This is a genomic window from Pseudomonas sp. S2_C11 (genome assembly GCF_054668395.1).
Window position 1 is genome coordinate 5,587,585 of record NZ_CP162765.1, and the last position, 17,080, is coordinate 5,604,664.

Sequence of the window (17,080 nt, forward strand, 5' to 3'; positions counted from 1 at the left end):
AGCTCGCCTAGTTCACGGACAGCCCCGCACTTTGCAGGAAACTTCCCATGGATTCGCGGGGCGGAAGATCAAAAGATCGCAGGCTTCGCCAGCTCCTACAGGGATGTGTTTCAACAGGTGTAGGACGTTGCTTGCGGAATCGTGACTTGGCGGTCATCGTGCGGGAAATGGTCTGCATCCTCTTCCAACAGCTTCAGATACTGGCGTTATCGTCCGAATCCCTTACACTGCCCCGGCCGTTCATTTTCCTTTTGAGGCTGTGCGCATGAAATTTCGTTTTCTCCTGTGGATGATGGGTTTGTTGATGGGTAAGGCCAGCCGGACAAATCCTGCGTTCCAGCAGCAGTTGGGTGACAAGGATCTGGTGTTTCAGCTGCAGACGTTGGACGGGAAAGTGGCGCGGCATTTCGTGGTCAAGGATCAGCGCATCACCAGCAAGTCTGGCGTGGTGCCGGAGCCGGCGTTTGCGATTGCGTTTAAAGACGCGGGTTATGGCTTTGCCACGATGCAGGCGAAGAACAAGCAGTTGGCGTTTATGCAGGGGATTCAGGACAAGTCGATCCAGCTCAAGGGCAACCCGGTGCTGGTGATGTGGTTTCAGGGGTTGATGAAGTATTTGAAGCCGAGGAAGGCAAAGGCCAAGGCTTGAGATTTTTTTGGGTTGGCTTCAAGCGAAGCACAATGAAGAATCGTGCGTTCTTTGGCTCGCAAAGTCTTTATTCAGGCCTGTAAAGACGGTCGAACTGTCATTTCTGTCAGGTGCTTTGCTCATCTTCGCGATGCTCTACTCAAGCTCCGGTCCCGTAAAGGACGCCACGCACTTGATGGAGCAAGAACATGACTCAGGCTCAGGACTTGACCACGCCAGGTACCCCCGATCCCTCTTTTGCCCTGAATGGTTTATTGAAATTACCGATACCGGGCATTGCGAGCCATGAGGCTGCGGCCGTTTTGGCCCTTCCCGACGGGAAGTTGCTGGTCGCTCTTCCTCTGGAAGGAAGTGACGCGCTGCTGGCCATCGCCCGATTGAACGAAGACGGTACGCTCGACAAGTCCTTCGGAAGTCATGAGACGGGTTTCGTCGAGATATCTTTGAACGGCGCTAGCATCAGCACCGTGTTTGGGCTCGATGCGTTGCGGGACGGCGGCTGGCTGGTGCGCGTTCAATACTTCACACAGAAGGCCGTCGATGCCGGCCAAGCAATGATCCGCTTGAAAGGCGACGGTGAGCTGGACGATTCGTTCGGCGATAAAGGCGTGAGTTTATTTTCTTTCTACAAGATCCCGGGCTCCACGCTTGCGTCGTCGGCAGGGGCGAAGTCAAGCCAAAAGTCCCCCGCTACAAATGCCTCTACCGTCTCTGCAGTTCAGCAGGCCGATGGCAAAATCGTCCTGCTCCATTTCCTGCTGATCGATGAGCCATGGCCATCGCCCGTCGTGATGCGTCTTTTGGCGAACGGCTCGCTCGATCCATCATTTGACGGCGCGGGGTACGTCTTGGTGGATGTCGGTGCCACCTCGAACACCGCCGGCGCTATCGCTGTTCAAGCCGATGGCAAAGTATTGGTTTGCGGCGTTTTTCAGAGTGGTGAGACAGCCTCCGGAGTTTTTCTGGCACGTTTGGACGTAGCGGGGAAGCTGGATAAGGATTTCAACAACGGCCAGGCGAAGCTGATTTTCGACGAGGATGGCGAGAGCTCTTTGAACGCTGTTTCGGTGCGCGAAAGTGATGGCAGGATTGTTGCGGTGGGTGACGCCTGGCAAAAGAACGTCCATGGCGGGTTGGTGGTTGTGCTGAACGCCAGTGGAGCATCCAATCTTGTATTCAATAATGGCCAGCCTCTGTTTTCCCCGTTACTGCCAGACGGATTGACGTGGCGGCATACATCACAGCTCGACGGCTCGATCATTGTCGTTGGAGCCGGTGATTCCGCGGTAATTACCGCGCGCTTTCTCGCAGACGGCAAGCTGGACACGGCCTTCAACGGTATTGGCTATACGCTCTTCGATAACGTAGCGGGGCCAGTGTTTCCTCATGATCTGGCAATCATGGAGGACGGTCGGATAGTGGTGTCCATGACCCACACCAGCCTTTCTGACCCTTCCCGGGTGGATGGTTGGATCACTCGCTATCTAAGCGCAAACCTGACGAGTGGCACGCTGAATTTTGATCCGTCTTTTGGCGAAAACGGCATTGTCAGATTTCCGCTTGGAGGATTGTCTGAGTTTGACGTAAGAGCGGTATTGGCTCTGCCGGACAACAAGTTGCTGGTGGCTGTTCGTCGACGCAAGGATGGCCTGGAAACGCTGATCGCCCGGCTTCTGGAGGACGGCCAACTAGACCTCGGTTTTGGTGAAGAAAAGACCGGATTCGTCGAGATTTCACTCAAGGACGGTTTGTATATGCACTCGATGCTCGAGTTGACGCCGTTCCCGGATGGCGGTTGGCTCGTTCGTGCCGAGTACCAGAACAATGGGCCTGATGTTTCTGCCGGGCTGGTTGTCGTGAAACAAGACAAAGATGGACGGCTGGATCACAACTTTGCTGACCAGGGTGTGCGTTACATTCCTTATGGGCAGATGGGGAGCGCGGGTCATGGCGACAATGTCTTGCGGCAAGACGAGAAAATCCTGCTGGTCGGCTCCGTCGAAGACGACACTGGCCGTGTGAGCGGCATCGTCATGCGGCTCAATGCGGATGGCTCCGACGACACCACGTTCAATGGCACGGGTTTCGCGCTTGTCGAGCTCGCTGGCATTGCATACCAACACAGTTCTGCGCAGCTGGTCGTGCATCAACCTGACGGCGCTGTGGTGGTTGGTGGCAGCTATAGCGGGCCATCTTCGGGCGCTTACGTCATTCGATTCGACGCTAACGGCAAGATCGACAGGGAGTTTGGCGAGAGCGGTAACGGAGTCGTGATCATCTCTGGTGAGGATGAGATCCACCTGTCCGCCATTTCAATTGTGGATAGCAAGATTGTTCTTGCAGGGGCTGCCGTAAGGGACGGTGGCATGCGTGGAGTGATTGCGGTCCTCACGTCCAAAGGCTCCTACAATCTCGTATTCAATAACGGTAAACCGTTGTTCTCCGACTTTGTCCCGCAAGGTTTGAGATGGTTGCGCTGTGTAGCGCGACCTGACGGTTCAATCGTCGTCAGCGGCGACACCGGAATCGGAGTCACCGACGATGATCCGAGTGCGATCACGGCGAAGTTTTTGGCGGACGGAACACTGGACCTGTCATTCAACGGCACAGGGTTCAGCATCTTCGACGAGGCCGGGGTCCTGGAGGCTCTTCATGACATGACGGTACTGGGGGACGGCCGAATTGTAGTGGGAGGGTATTTCATTGGAAGCTTCCCGAATCCGCAGGGCTGGGTGATTCGGTACCGCGGTTGATTACGCCAATAATCAACAGTTGGCCGCAACGCACCCGCTCCTGAAGATCGCATCGATCTTGTGGGAGCGGGCTTGCCTGCGAAGCTTTTCAGGCCTGGCTGAACTGCGAAGCCAGTTCACGCAGCAGCACTTCAGCCTCAAGCACTTTGCTGACGACATCGTTGGCTTTGTCACGGCTCAGGCCGACGCGTTCAAGCAGGGCATCCGGAATATCTTCATCCGGCCCGGAGCCAATCCCGCGGCTGCGTAGCAGGCGTACGGCCAGGCAGACGAGGTTCGGGTATTCGGCGTAGGCGCCGTCGTAGCTTGGGTCGTGCTGGAAGCGCAGGGCGGTGGCCAGTTCATCCGGCATGTCCCAGTAGCGCATCAGCCACGAGCCGATCTGTTCACGGCTGATACCGAGCAGGTGTTGCTCGATGTAGCTGTGGCAAAGGTGCGGGTTGACCTCCAGGTGGCGGCAGATCAGCGAGAAGTGCGGCGGAAACACGTGGGCCAGCAGCAGGTAACCGAAGTTATGCAGCAGACCGGCCAGATACGTCAGGCCGGCTTCCGGGCGCTGGGCGCGCGGCATGGCGCGGGTCAGGCCTTCGATGACGGCGGCGGTGTAGATCGACTGCTGCCAGTACGGCGTGGTGTGTTGCGGGTGGTCTTTCGGCAGGCTCAGGGTCTTGCCGAGGGCCAGGCCCAGCGCGAGGTTGATCACCAGATCGAAGCCCAGCACGCGGACGATCGCGTCTTCCACCGAACGAATCTTGCCCGGCGAGGCGTAGTACGGCGACGCCGCCCAGCTCACCACTTGCGCGGCCAGCGCCGGGTCGGTTTCAACCACGCCGGTGATGTCGTCGATGGTGGCATTGGGGTCAACGCGCAGCTTGATGATTTTTTGCGCGGTTTCGGCCAGCGGCGGAATCTCGATGGTCGCTTCCAGACGCTGCTGAATGCGGCGTGCGGTGAACGCCTGCACGGCCTGGGTGATTTCCTCGCGGTCATCGTCCGGGCGGTCGAGGTTCGGGCGGATGCTGCTCAGGGCTTCGCCGAAGTTGGCGGCGCTGGCCTTGGTCAGCATCGATTTGAAGTCTTCGCTGCTGATTTCCAGCAGCAGGCCCGGCTCGCCGGAGTTGATCAGCAGCTTCGGCTCGCGCAGCAGGCTTTCTTCGTAGAGGCACGGCGAACTCGTCAGCGCCGGCAGGCCTGGGAGCAGGCTCAGATTGTGTTTGCCGAGCATCTTTTCCAGGCGTTCGGTGGACACGGCTGTGAGTCGGCGACCAGTGAGTTCGGCGAGGCGATTGAGATCCAGCAACTGGCTCTGTGGAAACAGCACCATCAACGCGCCCACGGCGTCGTCCAGCAACACGGCCTGCACTTTGCGCGAGGCATTGAGGCCGTGGTGGTCGAGCACTTCTTCGTAGGCAACGCCCAGCTTGTTGAGCAGCAGCCGAATAACAGACGGAGCTTGCGGAGATTCGGGGACGAGAGCAGCTTCGATCATGGTCTGTATCCGTTTTTGAAACAATGGCAGGAGTATAACCAGCTCTGTAGGAACGATCCTGCACAAACTGCGACGGTGCTCACACTTGGCCGTATTGCTGCCCATGCCGCAGCCAACGGTCAAGCAATGGGCTGACGTGGGTCGGCCAGCGCTCCAGCAAAGCCTGGGCAGCATCGCGCACGGCGGGCAATAAATCGGCGTCGCGCATCAGGTCGGCGACCTTGAATTGCAGCAGGCCGGTCTGGCGGGTGCCGAGCATTTCCCCGGGGCCGCGCAATTCGAGGTCCTTTTCGGCGATGACGAAACCGTCGTTGGTCTCGCGCATGATGCCCAGGCGCTGGCGACCGATCTGCGACAGCGGCGGGTGGTAGAGCAGCACACAATGGCTGGCCGCGCTGCCCCGACCAACCCGACCGCGCAACTGGTGCAGTTGCGCGAGGCCGAGACGCTCGGGGTTTTCGATGATCATCAGGCTGGCGTTGGGCACGTCGACGCCGACTTCAATCACTGTGGTGGCGACCAGCAGTTGCAGGTTGCCGGCCTTGAACTCGGCCATCACCGCAGCTTTTTCGACCGGTTTCATGCGCCCGTGAATCAGCCCGACCTTCAATTCGCCGAGGGCGGCGGTGAGGTCTTCGAACGTGGTTTCGGCGGCCTGGCAGGTCAGCTCTTCGGACTCCTCGATCAACGTGCACACCCAATAGGCCTGACGACCTTCGGCGCAAGCGCTGCGCACCCGTTCGATGACTTCGACGCGGCGGGTGTCGGTGACCAGCACGGTGTTGACCGGCGTTCGCCCGGGCGGCAATTCATCGAGGATCGAGGTGTCGAGGTCGGCGTAGGCGCTCATTGCCAGCGTGCGTGGAATCGGTGTGGCGGTCATGATCAACTGATGCGGACACATGCGCCCGCCGACGCCTTTCTGCCGCAGCGCCAGACGCTGCTGCACGCCGAAGCGGTGCTGTTCGTCGATGATCACCAGCGCCAGATTCTTGAACTGTACTTCGTCCTGAAACAGCGCGTGGGTGCCGACCACCATCGGTGTGCCGCTGGCGATTTGTTCCAGCGCGGCGACGCGGTTCTTGCCCTTAAGCTTGCCGGCCAGCCACGCGACTTCAATGCCCAGCGGTTCGAGCCAGCGTTTGAAGGTGATGAAGTGCTGTTCGGCGAGGATCTCGGTCGGCGCCATCAGCGCGACTTGATAACCGGCCTCCAGCGCTTGCAGGGCGGCGAGGGCGGCAACCACGGTTTTGCCGGCGCCGACGTCGCCCTGAATCAGGCGCAACATCGGTTCGTGCTGGCTGAGGTCGTAGGCGATTTCGTTGCCGACGCGCTGCTGAGCACCGGTTGGGCTGAAGCCGAGGTTCTTCAGGTATTTCGGCGGCAGCCTGGTGGCTTTCGGCATCGCTGGCGCGCGCAGGGAACGCATGCTTTCGCGCAGACGCTGTTGCGACAGTTGATGCGTGAGCAGTTCTTCGAAAGCCAGGCGATGCTGCGCCCAGTGATGGCCAAGGGCGAGTTCATCGACATCGGCATCGGCGGGCGGGTTGTGCAGGTAACGGATCGCGTCGGCCAGCGGCGCCAGTTGGTAGTCGCGGGCCAGTTCGGTCGGCAGCCAGTCCGGCAGGGTGCTCGGCTTGAGCAGCGTCAAGGTCTGCATGCACAACTGGCGCAGGCGCTGCTGGGTCAGGCCTTCGGTGAGCGGGTAGACCGGGGTCAGGGTTTCATCCACTGGCGGCGGCTCGTCGCCGGTGATGGCGCGGTATTCGGGGTGGTAGATTTCCAGGCCTGAGGCGCCGGGCCGGGCTTCGCCGTAGCAGCGAACCCGCGTGCCACGCTTGAGCCCTTCCTTCTGCGCGTTGCTGAAATGGTAGAAGCGCAGGCTCAGCCCGCCGGTGCCGTCCTGCAAGCGCACGACCAGACTGCGGCGGCGACCCATGACCACGTCGGCACCGCTGACGGTGCCTTCGACCACGGCGTCCTGCCCCGGTCGCAATGCGCCGATCGGCACCACGCGGGTGCGATCCTGATAACGCAGCGGCAAGTGGAAGAGCACGTCCTGCAGATTCTCGAGGCCGACCTTGGCCAGTTTCTCGGCCATGGCTTCGCCGACACCCTTGAGTGCCGTCACCGACACTTGCGACAGCTCCGTCATGACGCTCGCTTAACCGGCCGTGACCGGCGCCGCTGGCTTGGCCACCGAGCACAGGCGAATGGAGTCGGCGAGGATCTCGATGGCTTTCGGCCGTGGGAAGCTGGCGCGCCAGGCGATCGCCACGGTGCGGAACGGCACCGGCGCGGTCAGTGGGCGCACTTCGATCACGCCGGGGGCGTAGTGATGGCTGTCCACCGCCGACAGCGGCAGGATCGAGATGCCCAGGCCGGACGCGACCATGTGGCGAATGGTTTCCAGCGAGCTGGATTCTACCGTGGTGTGCTTGGCGCCGTCGTTGCCCTTGGTCAGAGTCGGGCAGGCTTCGAGCACCTGATCGCGGAAACAGTGACCTTCACCGAGCAGCAGCAGGCTCTTGTCGTTGAGCAGGCCGGCGTCGATGGATTCTTTCTTGGTCCACGGATGCTGGGCCGGCATGAGCACGTAGAACGGCTCGTCGTAAAGCGGCAGGGTCAGCACGTCGGCTTCATTGAACGGCAGGGCGATGATGATCGCGTCGAGCTCGCCGTTGCGCAGTTTGTCGCGCAGCACGTGGGTAAAGTTTTCTTCGATGTACAACGGCATCTGCGGGGCGACCCGGTGCAGTTGTGGAATCAGATGCGGGAACAGGTACGGGCCGACGGTGTAGATGGCGCCGACTTTCAGCGGTGCGGTCAGCTGGTTCTTGCCGGCCTGGGCCAGTTCACGGATGCCCTGGGCTTGTTCCAGGACTTTCTGCGCCTGGGCGACGATGCCTTCGCCGACCGGGGTCAGGCGCACGGCGCTTTTGCTGCGCTCGAAAATCAGCACACCGAGTTCGTCTTCAAGTTTTTTCACGCCCACCGACAGCGTCGGCTGACTGACGTGGCAACGCTCGGCGGCATGGCCGAAATGCTGCTCTTGGGCGAGGGTAACGATGTAGCGTAATTCTGTGAGGGTCATAGCAAGCGTCCATGAAGATGCGCGCCAAGCATACCGGCTGCAATCGATAGACGCACGTTATCAGACTGCGGGCTGAGTGCGACACCGGTCGAGGTCGGTTTGCCGCTGGCAGATATGCAAAAGGCACCTTTCGGTGCCTCTTGGCTTGGTTCTCTCGGCTGGCGGAGAACCTTGTGGGAGCTGGCAAGCCAGCTCCCACAGGTATTGCGGTGTTGCTTAGCGGCGACGTTCGAGCGAATAAACAAACGGCGCAACAATTTCGATCGAGCCGTTGTTGAGCATGTCGGCCGGCGGCTTGGGCAGCGGTTGTGCGCGGCGGATCATGTCCAGGGTGGCCCGGTCCAGATCAGCGTTGCCAGAGCGGCCCACCAGTTCGAACGACAGCACATTACCTTCGCCATCGACCACGAAACGCAGACGATTCAAGCCTTCCTTGCCCCGCGACTGCGCACTCTGCGGGTACTTCTTGTACTTCTGCAGATGCGCGAGCAGAGTGCCTTGCCAACTGGCCTTGGCCGCCAACTGAGCCGGCGACGGACCTGGTGCAGGCTGGGCGGATTTCTCCGTCGGTGCCTGGGTCGGCTGGGTATCGGCCGGTTTCTCCTCGGAAGGTTTTTCCTTCGGCGGATCAGGCAGCTTCTTCTCCACCGGCTTTGGCGGTTTCGGCTTGGGCTTAGGCTTGGGTTTGGGTACCGCGATTTCCGCTTTCGGTGCTTCAGCCAGTTTCGGGATCGGCAACTCTTCAACCGGAGCCGGTGGCTGCGGCGGTGTGACGACTTTCGGCGGAGCCGGCGGTGGCGGGGCAGGCAACGGGGCCAGCTCGACCATCATTGCCTGCGGCGGCAATTCGATGGGCGGGCGGGCGGTCCAGTTCAGCGCCAGCGCGATGGCCAGCGCGTGCACGCCCAGCACCACGGCCAGGCTACCGCTGTAACGCGTCAGCTTATGGCGCGTCGTGATCATTTCTTGGCTGCCGTCTCAAGTCCGACCAGACCGACCTTCAGGTAACCGGCGGCGCGCAGGCTGTCCATCACGCTCATCAGGTCGCCGTAATCCACGCCTTTGTCGGCCTGGAAGAAGATGGTGGTGTCTTTCTTGCCCTGGGTCTTGGCGTCGAGGGTAGCGCCGAGGGTTCCGGCTTTCACTTCGTCGTCACCGAGGAACAGGCGCTGGTCCGCTTTCACACTGAGGAACACCGGTTTCTCTGGCCGCGGCGCCGGTTTGGCGGTCGAGGCCGGCAGGTCGACTTTTATGTCCACAGTGGCCAACGGCGCGGCCACCATGAATATGATCAACAGCACCAGCATCACGTCGATGAACGGCGTGACGTTGATTTCGTGGTTCTCGGCCAGATCGTCGTCTGCGCCTTCTTTCAAATGCAGGCCCATGGCCGATTACCCCACTTTAACCATGTGCGGCTGCGAGCTGCGCTCAGGCTGGTGGTCGAGATCGCGGCTGACCAGCAGCAGGACTTCTGCCGAGGCATCGGAGACCTGCGCCTTGTAACCGGCGATGGAACGGGCGAAGACGTTGTAGATCACCACCGCAGGAATCGCCGCAACCAGACCCAGTGCAGTGGCCAGCAGCGCTTCAGCGATGCCCGGTGCGACAACTGCAAGGTTGGTCGTCTGGGTTTTGGCGATGCCGATGAAGGAGTTCATGATGCCCCACACGGTACCGAACAGACCTACGAACGGTGCGGTGGAACCGATGGTGGCGAGGACGCCGGTGCCGCTGCTCATGTTGCGACCGCAGGCAGCAACGAGGCGCTCGAGGCGGAAGCTGACGCGTTCCTTGATGCCTTCTTTCTCGCGGCTGTTGACCGACAGGCGCATCTCTTCGAGCGCGTCGTGCACCAGCAGGTTGGCGAGGGTGCCTTCCTTGCCGGCCGTGGCGCTTGCTTCTTTAAGGGTGGTGGCTTTTTTCAGTGCAGCGATTTCGCCACGCAGACGACGCTTGGCGCCCATCAGCTCGAAGCCTTTGGCGATCCAGATAGTCCAGGTGATGATCGAAGCGATGGCCAGACCGATCATCACGATTTTCACGATGATGTCGGCGTTCTGGTACATACCCCACGGCGAAAGGTCGTGGGCCATGCCCAAGGTGTTGTCGGCTTCGAGGGCTTCAGGTGCGTCGGCCGCGTCGACAGCCTGCACCGGATCGGTGGCGGCTGGTGCAGCCGGAGCGGCAGCGGGTGCGCTCTGCTCGGTGGCGGCTGGGGTGGCGGGTGCTTGAGCGTCGGCGAAGGCGGCGGTCGGTGCCAGCATCAGGCTGAGCAACAGAGCCGCGACGGCGCTCCAGGCGCGAGGTCGAGTGGTTGGCGAAGCGGGAGTTTGATTACGTGTCATGCTGGCCGGACCTGAGATAGAAAAACGTTGTTGCTCTTCCAGGCCTCGTGAGGCCGAGAACAAAAGTGGCGTGCATTATTGCAAGTAATTCTTGTTAACAAAAGTAATAGAGTAACTTTTTTTCCTTCATTGCTAGCCGTTCGTCCTGTGCCAGAGCTAGTCTGTGCCTTTCTGATGGGAGTTTTCTGATGTCCGCGCCTTCTGTTTTGATTGCCGGTTGTGGTGATGTCGGCAGTCGTTTGGCCACGCAATTGCTGGCGGCTGGCTGGCAAGTTCATGGCCTGCGCCGCGACGTTTCCAAGCTGCCGGAGGGTGTCATCGGCGTCGCCGGCGACCTGTTCGGCGAAGAGTGTCCGGCGACCTGGCCGGTAGGCGCTGTCGATTATCTGGTGTATTGCGCCGCGGCCACCGATCACGACGAAGAGGGCTATCGCAAGGCCTACGTGCAGGGTTTGCAGAATGTGCTGAGCTGGCTGGGTGACTATGGGCAAGTGCCCGAGAGGCTGATCTTCGTGTCCAGCAGCAGCGTGTACGGCCAGCAGGACGGAGCATGGGTGGATGAGACCTCCGAGACGGTCGCGGCCGGATATTCAGGTCGCTTGATGCTCGAAGCCGAGCAGGTCGCGCTCAATAGCGGCATCCCGGCAAGCGTGCTGCGCCTGACCGGCATTTACGGCCCGGGCCGCGAGTGGCTGCTGACTCAGGTGCGTCGCGGCTATCGCGTGGCTACGGAGCCACCGCTGTATGGCAATCGTATTCATGCCGATGATGCAGCGGGGCTGCTGGCGTTCTTGCTGGAAAAAGACCGCGAGGGCGTCAAGCTGGACGAGCTCTTTATCGGTGTGGATGACGCGCCTGCGCCATTGGCCGAAGTGGTGGGCTGGTTGCGCGAGTACCTGGGTGTGACTGAATGGGCGGACGACGCCAGTGTGCGGCGCACCGGCAGCAAGCGTTGCAGCAATGCGCGGGCGAAAGCGTTGGGGTGGGTGCCGAAGTATCCAAGTTACCGCGAAGGCTATGCAGCGATTCTTGAAGGTAAGTGCTGAATTTTCAGCAACACAAAAACCACTGTGGGAGCGAGCCTGCTCGCGAATGCGGTATGTCAGTCATTATCAGTTCGACTGACCCACCGCGTTCGCGAGCAGGCTCGCTCCCACATTTGATCTTCTGAGGTTTCGGAAGCAGGTTACTGTTTTTCCAGCAACCACTTGCGCTCACCCGCGGCAAACTGCGGTTGCTCATCCGCCAGCGCAGCGTTGACTGCTTGCAAAATCTCCAGCTCCTTGCCCTTGCGCACAAAGATCCAGTTATTGCCCTGGCCATTGAGTTGCAGCCACATGCTGTCGTTGCCATTGCTCATGGACGCGCAATCGCCGGCCAGACACAAGGCATAACGGTCAACGCCCGGCAGGCCGGTCACCTGGCCGTCGGCCTGGAACTGCACGGTGCCGCCTTCACCCTGGCCGCTGGCGATGGTCCAGTTGCCGCCCAGGTATGCTGAGTAGAGCGCGCGTTCGAAGCTGGCACCGATTGGCGCGCCTTCCGGCACAGGGATCTGTGCGCGATCGAAGACTTGTTCGGGTTCGTTGTCGCTGGCAGCTTGTTGCAGGCGCCCGCCGTCGCGTTTCAGTTCGCTGGCGGAGCTGCCGTAGAAGTCGACCTTCCAGGCGCCGGACTCTCCGCCCAGCAGCCGTCCTTCGACGTTCTCAAAACCGTTGGTGTAGCGGGCCTGACCGGCCTTGGTGTTGACGTCCCACTCCAGATTCGGGCCGTAAGCCTGGAGCGCTTCACGCAGGGGACCGCCCTTGGCGGCGGCATCGATCGCCACCTGGTTGATCCAGGTGCCGCTGATGTCACGGTCGGCAGGGTCGCTGGCGCAGCCGCCGAGAAACAGGGCGAGCAGCGAGAGAGCTAGCGCTTTGCGCATGGTGAAATCCTTTCAAAACCTTTTCTTGCAGCAGTCGGCGCGGCGTGAAGGCCGCGCCGTGCGCATCACTCGATGACCAGAATGGCATCCATTTCAACCTGCGCACCCTTCGGCAGGGCGGCCACGCCAATGGCGGCGCGGGCAGGGTATGGCTGGTCGAAGTACTTGCCCATGATCTCGTTGACCTTGGCGAAGTGGCTCAGGTCGGTGAGGAAGATGTTCAGTTTGACGATGTCCTTGAACGAACCGCCGGCAGCTTCGGCCACGGCTTTGAGGTTCTCGAAGACCTGGACGGTCTGGGCTTCGAAGCCCTCAACCAGTTCCATGGTTTTTGGGTCCAGAGGAATCTGGCCCGACATGTAAACGGTGTTGCCTGCCTTGATCGCCTGGGAGTAAGTACCGATGGCGGCCGGGGCCTTGTCGCTGGTGATGACGGTTTTGGTCATGTAGGACTCCTTGTAATAGGCAGGTTATGCGCGCATGCGGGTGATGCGGATCACCCCGGTCAAGGCGCGCAGTTTCTTGATCACGCGGGCCAGGTGCACACGGTCGTGAACGCTGACCACCAACTGCACGACGCTGATGCGGCCATCGCGTTCGTCCATGCTGATTTTCTCGATATTGCCGTCGGCCGCGTTGACGCTGCTGGCCAGCAGGGCGATCAGGCCACGCTGGTGTTCCAGCTCGACGCGCAGCTCGACGTTGAATTCGCCGGTGACATCCTTGGCCCACGAGAGCTGGATGCATTTTTCCGGGTTGTGCCTGATTTCGCTGATGTTGCGGCAGTTGTCCAGGTGCACGACCATGCCTTTGCCCGCCGACAGGTGCCCGACAATCGGGTCGCCCGGGATCGGCGTGCAGCATTTGGCGTAGCTGAGCACCAGGCCTTCGGTACCGCGAATCGCCAGCGGACCTTCCGGGCTCGGCAGCTGCTCACCTTCGCCGAGCAGGCGACGGGCAACGACATAGGCCATGCGGTTGCCCAGGCCGATGTCTTCGAGCAGGTCTTCTATCAGTTCGAGGCGGTACTCGGTAAGCATTGCTTTGACGCGCTCTGCCGGGATCTTCTCCAGGGAGCTGTCGAAACCGTTGAGGACCTTGTTCAGCAGGCGTTCGCCAAGACTGATGGACTCGGAGCGGCGTTGTAGCTTCAGCGCATGACGAATGTGCGTACGCGCCTTGCCGGTAACGACGAAGTTGAGCCATGCCGGGTTCGGCCGGGCGCCGGGAGCGCTGACGATCTCGACCGTGGAGCCGCTTTGCAGCGGTTCGGACAGCGGCGCGAGACGACGATTGATGCGGCAGGCGATGCAGCTGTTGCCGACATCGGTGTGCACTGCGTAGGCAAAGTCGACCGCCGTGGAGCCTTTTGGCAGCTCCATGATCCGGCCTTTGGGCGTGAACACGTAAACCTCGTCCGGGAACAGGTCGATCTTCACGCTTTCTATGAATTCCAGCGAGTTGCCGGCGCGTTGCTGCATTTCCAGCACGCCTTTGACCCACTGGCGAGCGCGGGCGTGCGTGCCTTTCGGTTGCTCGTCACCGCTGGATTTGTACAGCCAATGGGCGGCGATGCCGTTGTTGGCCATTTCTTCCATTTCGCGGGTGCGGATCTGGATCTCGATCGGTACACCGTGCATGCCGAACAACGTGGTGTGCAGCGACTGATAGCCGTTGGCCTTGGGGATCGCGATGTAATCCTTGAAGCGCCCTGGCAACGGTTTGTACAAATTATGCACAGCACCCAATACGCGGTAGCAGGTATCGACCTTGTCGACGATGATCCGGAACGCGTAAACGTCCATGATTTCGTTGAAGGCCCGACGCTTGCCGCGCATTTTCTTGTAGATGCCGTAGAGGTGTTTCTGCCGACCGCTGACTTCGCCCTGGATGCCGTCGATGGCGAGGCAATGGCCGAGGGACTCTTCGATCTTGTTGACGATTTCCTTGCGGTTGCCCCGGGCGCGCTTGACCGCCTGGTAGATCCGCGCGGAACGCATCGGGTGCATGGCCTTGAAGCCGAGGTCTTCGAATTCGATGCGGATCGCGTGCATGCCCAGCCGGTTGGCGATGGGTGCGTAGATCTCGAGGGTTTCCTTGGCGATACGCCGGCGTTTTTCGCCGGACAGCACTTCCAGCGTGCGCATGTTGTGCAGACGGTCGGCGAGCTTGACCAGGATCACCCGGATGTCGCGCGCCATGGCCATGGCCATTTTCTGGAAGTTTTCAGCCTGTGCTTCGGCCTTGGTCTCGAAGTTCATCTGGGTCAGTTTGCTGACCCCGTCGACCAGTTCGGCCACGGTTTCACCAAACTGCGCTTGCAGCGCTTCCTTGGCGATACCGGTGTCTTCGATCACGTCATGCAGCATCGCGGCCATCAGGCTCTGATGGTCCATGTGCATGTCGGCAAGTATATTGGCCACGGCAAGAGGATGCGTGACGTACGCCTCACCACTGCGACGGCGTTGACCGTCATGGGCTTGTTCGGCGTAGAAATACGCTCGGCGGACCAGGTTGACCTGGTCGTTGCCGAGGTAGGTCGATAAGCGATCGGCGAGGGCGTCTATGCTCGGCATGATGATTCCTGCCGAAAGCTGTGACCCCGCGCCGTGCTACGTCGACCAGGCATAGGCTTAGACGGCCTCGTTCGACTCGTCCTCGAACGCTGCGAACAGCGGTTCATCCTGGACGATTTCCTGCTCGGCGATGAACTCGTAGCTCATCAGGCCTTCAGCAATTTCACGCAGCGCGACAACGGTCGGCTTGTCGTTTTCCCACTGCACCAATGGCTCTTTGCCGCCGGTGGCCAGTTGACGGGCACGCTTGGTAGAGAGCATGACCAGCTCAAAGCGGTTTTCCACGTGTTCTAGGCAGTCTTCAACGGTTACGCGGGCCATGGTATTCCTCGGAGCGAATGCAATATGCGCGCTGCCCGGTTGGGCGAGCGGACTGAGCAGTTTAAAAAATCACCAGCGATTAGGGAAGCGCTGATTTTTTGACCAGACCCTTCAACGCGCTGCAAGCACCAATGTAAAGCGCTTGCAGGCATTTTGGGAAGTGCTGTTTTAGCCGAGCAATTCAGCCAGCAATTTGCCGAAACGCACTTGCTGGCGTTTCTGTTGCAGCTGATTGGCGCGGAAAATCGCTTTCAGATCGTCCAGCGCGTGGGCGAAATCGTCGTTGATGATCAGGTAATCGTAATCGACGTAATGGCTCATCTCGCTGACCGCTTCGCGCATGCGGCCGTCGATGATCTCGTCGCTGTCCTGGCCGCGGTTGGTCAGGCGCTGGTGCAGGGCTTGCAGCGATGGCGGCAGGATGAAGATCGAGCGCGCTTGCGGCATCAGCTTGCGCACTTGCTCGGCGCCTTGCCAGTCGATTTCCAGAATCAGGTCGTGACCTTCGTCCAGAGTCTGTTGCAAACGGCTTTGCGAGGTGCCGTAGAAGTTGCCGAAGACTTCGGCGCGTTCAAGAAAGTCGCCGTGCTCGCCCATCTTCACGAACTCTTCGCGGGTCACGAAATGGTAGTTCACGCCATCCACTTCGCCCGGGCGCATGGCGCGGGTGGTGTGCGAGACCGAAACGCGGATCTCCGGGTCGGCGTCGGTCAACGCCTTGACCAGACTGCTCTTGCCCGCGCCCGATGGCGCGGAAATGATGTACAGGGTGCCGGTGTGTTGGGTCATGTCAGGGTAGCCTTACTCAATATTCTGCACTTGTTCGCGCATCTGCTCGATCAACACCTTGAGGTTGACGGCGGCCTGGGTGCTGCGCGGGTCGAAGGCTTTGGAGCCCAGTGTGTTGGCCTCGCGGTTGAGCTCCTGCATCAGGAAGTCCAGACGCCGCCCGGCGGCACCACCGGACTTGAGCACCCGGCGGACTTCGATGATGTGAGTGCTCAGGCGATCCAGTTCTTCGGCCACGTCGCTTTTTTGCGCGAGGATGACCATTTCCTGTTCCAGGCGCTGCGGGTCGAGCTCGGCCTTCATGTCGGCAAAGCGGTCGAGGACCTTCTGGCGCTGGGTGGCGAGCATCTGCGGCACCAGTTCACGCAGGGTCACCACGTCTTCTTCGATGGAAGTCAGGCGGTCGTTGATCAAGCGAGCCAGCTCCGCGCCTTCGCGCTCGCGACCAGCCTTCAGATCCTTCAAGCCCTGATTGAACAGCGCCAGCGCTTCGGCGTTCAGCGCTTGCGGGTCGGTCGCATCGGCCACCAGCACGCCGGGCCAGGCCAGCACTTCCAGCGGATTCAGCGCAGCAGGATTCTTGATCAGCCCGGCAACGGTTTCCGCAGCGGCCACCAGTTGTGCGGCGCGTTCGCGGTCCACTTGCAGCGGTTTGCCGGTGCTTTCTTCGGTGAAGCGCAGCGTGCATTCCAGTTTGCCCCGCGACAGGCCCTGACGCAGTGCTTCACGCACGGCGCCTTCGAGGTCGCGAAACGATTCGGGCAAGCGCAGGTGCGGTTCCAGATAGCGGCTGTTGACCGAGCGCAGTTCCCAGCTCAGGGTGCCCTGAACGCCGGCTTTCTCGACGCGGGCGAAGGCGGTCATGCTGTGCACCATGGCGGTGACCTCGCAATGCAGATCGGCGCGAAACGCTGTTTCGCAGGCGCGATTTCAATGAATTTAAGCCGACTGGCAGCAAAGGCGCAGGATTGTAGCGCAGTGCGGCGAATGCGCCCAAACACACGGTGTGACAAAGCGCTGCAGCCCGTCGGTTATGCGCGCTCGAGGGGCTTCGGTCGTCGGCCGGCGGTTTTAACCAGTGCCCACTCGCGGTGCAGCGCTCTATAATGCTCGGCAGTTTTCCGTCCTCAGTAC

15 protein-coding genes are annotated in these 17,080 nt (G+C 60.7%); 3 read left to right on the plus strand and 12 right to left on the minus strand.

All coding sequences use genetic code 11. The features are described 5' to 3' along the window. The first annotated feature begins 265 nt into the window (after positions 1 to 265). Together AB4N48_RS25070 and AB4N48_RS25075 are read left to right on the plus strand one after the other, a co-directional pair. Complete coding sequence (locus AB4N48_RS25070) at positions 266 to 649, plus strand: helicase (protein WP_460094484.1); 384 nt, start codon at positions 266 to 268, stop codon at positions 647 to 649. A gap of 188 nt (positions 650 to 837) precedes the next feature. Then, the gene (locus AB4N48_RS25075; RefSeq protein WP_460094486.1) at positions 838 to 3,402 is read left to right on the plus strand and encodes a hypothetical protein; all 2,565 of its coding nucleotides are present in this window, start codon (positions 838 to 840) and stop codon (positions 3,400 to 3,402) included. 88 nt (positions 3,403 to 3,490) lie between these two features. On the opposite strand, the gene AB4N48_RS25080 is transcribed toward AB4N48_RS25075, so the two are convergent. From AB4N48_RS25080 to exbB, 6 genes are all read right to left on the minus strand, one after another. Continuing rightward, on the minus strand, positions 3,491 to 4,891 hold the full coding sequence (locus AB4N48_RS25080; protein WP_252877111.1) for an aminoacyl-tRNA deacylase and HDOD domain-containing protein: 1,401 nt from the start codon (positions 4,889 to 4,891) through the stop codon (positions 3,491 to 3,493). A 79-nt stretch (positions 4,892 to 4,970) separates the two neighbouring features. Further along, positions 4,971 to 7,046, minus strand: a complete 2,076-nt coding sequence (gene recG / locus AB4N48_RS25085) for an ATP-dependent DNA helicase RecG (RefSeq protein WP_024014806.1) — start codon at positions 7,044 to 7,046, stop codon at positions 4,971 to 4,973. Between the two features lie 9 nt (positions 7,047 to 7,055). Continuing rightward, entirely contained in the window at positions 7,056 to 7,985 is a 930-nt protein-coding gene (locus AB4N48_RS25090) for a hydrogen peroxide-inducible genes activator (protein ID WP_024014805.1), read from the minus strand. A gap of 216 nt (positions 7,986 to 8,201) precedes the next feature. Beyond that, positions 8,202 to 8,948 carry a TonB family protein gene (locus AB4N48_RS25095; protein ID WP_041476628.1) on the minus strand — a complete coding sequence of 249 codons (747 nt, stop codon included), beginning with the start codon at positions 8,946 to 8,948 and terminating at the stop codon, positions 8,202 to 8,204. Further along, positions 8,945 to 9,373: a TonB system transport protein ExbD gene (exbD, locus tag AB4N48_RS25100; RefSeq protein ID WP_256807639.1), complete on the minus strand. Its 429-nt coding sequence runs from the start codon at positions 9,371 to 9,373 to the stop codon at positions 8,945 to 8,947. The genes AB4N48_RS25095 and exbD overlap by 4 nt, the downstream gene beginning before the upstream one ends. Positions 9,374 to 9,379: 6 nt before the next feature. Next, positions 9,380 to 10,333: a tonB-system energizer ExbB gene (gene exbB, locus AB4N48_RS25105; protein ID WP_041476629.1), complete on the minus strand. Its 954-nt coding sequence runs from the start codon at positions 10,331 to 10,333 to the stop codon at positions 9,380 to 9,382. 188 nt (positions 10,334 to 10,521) lie between these two features. On the opposite strand from exbB, the gene AB4N48_RS25110 reads away from it, so the two are divergent. Continuing rightward, on the plus strand, positions 10,522 to 11,379 hold the full coding sequence (locus AB4N48_RS25110; RefSeq protein ID WP_460094487.1) for an SDR family oxidoreductase: 858 nt from the start codon (positions 10,522 to 10,524) through the stop codon (positions 11,377 to 11,379). Positions 11,380 to 11,519: 140 nt separating this feature from the next. Here AB4N48_RS25110 and AB4N48_RS25115 read toward each other — a convergent pair whose 3' ends face one another. From AB4N48_RS25115 to AB4N48_RS25140, 6 genes are all read right to left on the minus strand, one after another. Next, complete coding sequence (locus AB4N48_RS25115) at positions 11,520 to 12,260, minus strand: hypothetical protein (protein WP_252868469.1); 741 nt, start codon at positions 12,258 to 12,260, stop codon at positions 11,520 to 11,522. Between the two features lie 65 nt (positions 12,261 to 12,325). Next, positions 12,326 to 12,706, minus strand: coding sequence for a RidA family protein (locus AB4N48_RS25120; RefSeq protein WP_014340863.1), 381 nt, complete (start codon positions 12,704 to 12,706; stop codon positions 12,326 to 12,328). A gap of 24 nt (positions 12,707 to 12,730) precedes the next feature. Beyond that, a complete protein-coding gene (gene spoT / locus AB4N48_RS25125) occupies positions 12,731 to 14,836 on the minus strand; it encodes a bifunctional GTP diphosphokinase/guanosine-3',5'-bis pyrophosphate 3'-pyrophosphohydrolase (protein WP_007920338.1) in 2,106 nt (701 codons plus the stop codon). 57 nt (positions 14,837 to 14,893) lie between these two features. Next, the gene (gene rpoZ / locus AB4N48_RS25130; RefSeq protein ID WP_008030604.1) at positions 14,894 to 15,157 is read right to left on the minus strand and encodes a DNA-directed RNA polymerase subunit omega; all 264 of its coding nucleotides are present in this window, start codon (positions 15,155 to 15,157) and stop codon (positions 14,894 to 14,896) included. A gap of 168 nt (positions 15,158 to 15,325) precedes the next feature. Then, positions 15,326 to 15,946: a guanylate kinase gene (gene gmk, locus AB4N48_RS25135; protein ID WP_039757364.1), complete on the minus strand. Its 621-nt coding sequence runs from the start codon at positions 15,944 to 15,946 to the stop codon at positions 15,326 to 15,328. Between the two features lie 12 nt (positions 15,947 to 15,958). Further along, on the minus strand, positions 15,959 to 16,822 hold the full coding sequence (locus tag AB4N48_RS25140) for a YicC/YloC family endoribonuclease (RefSeq protein ID WP_016770639.1): 864 nt from the start codon (positions 16,820 to 16,822) through the stop codon (positions 15,959 to 15,961). Positions 16,823 to 17,080 lie beyond the last annotated feature (258 nt).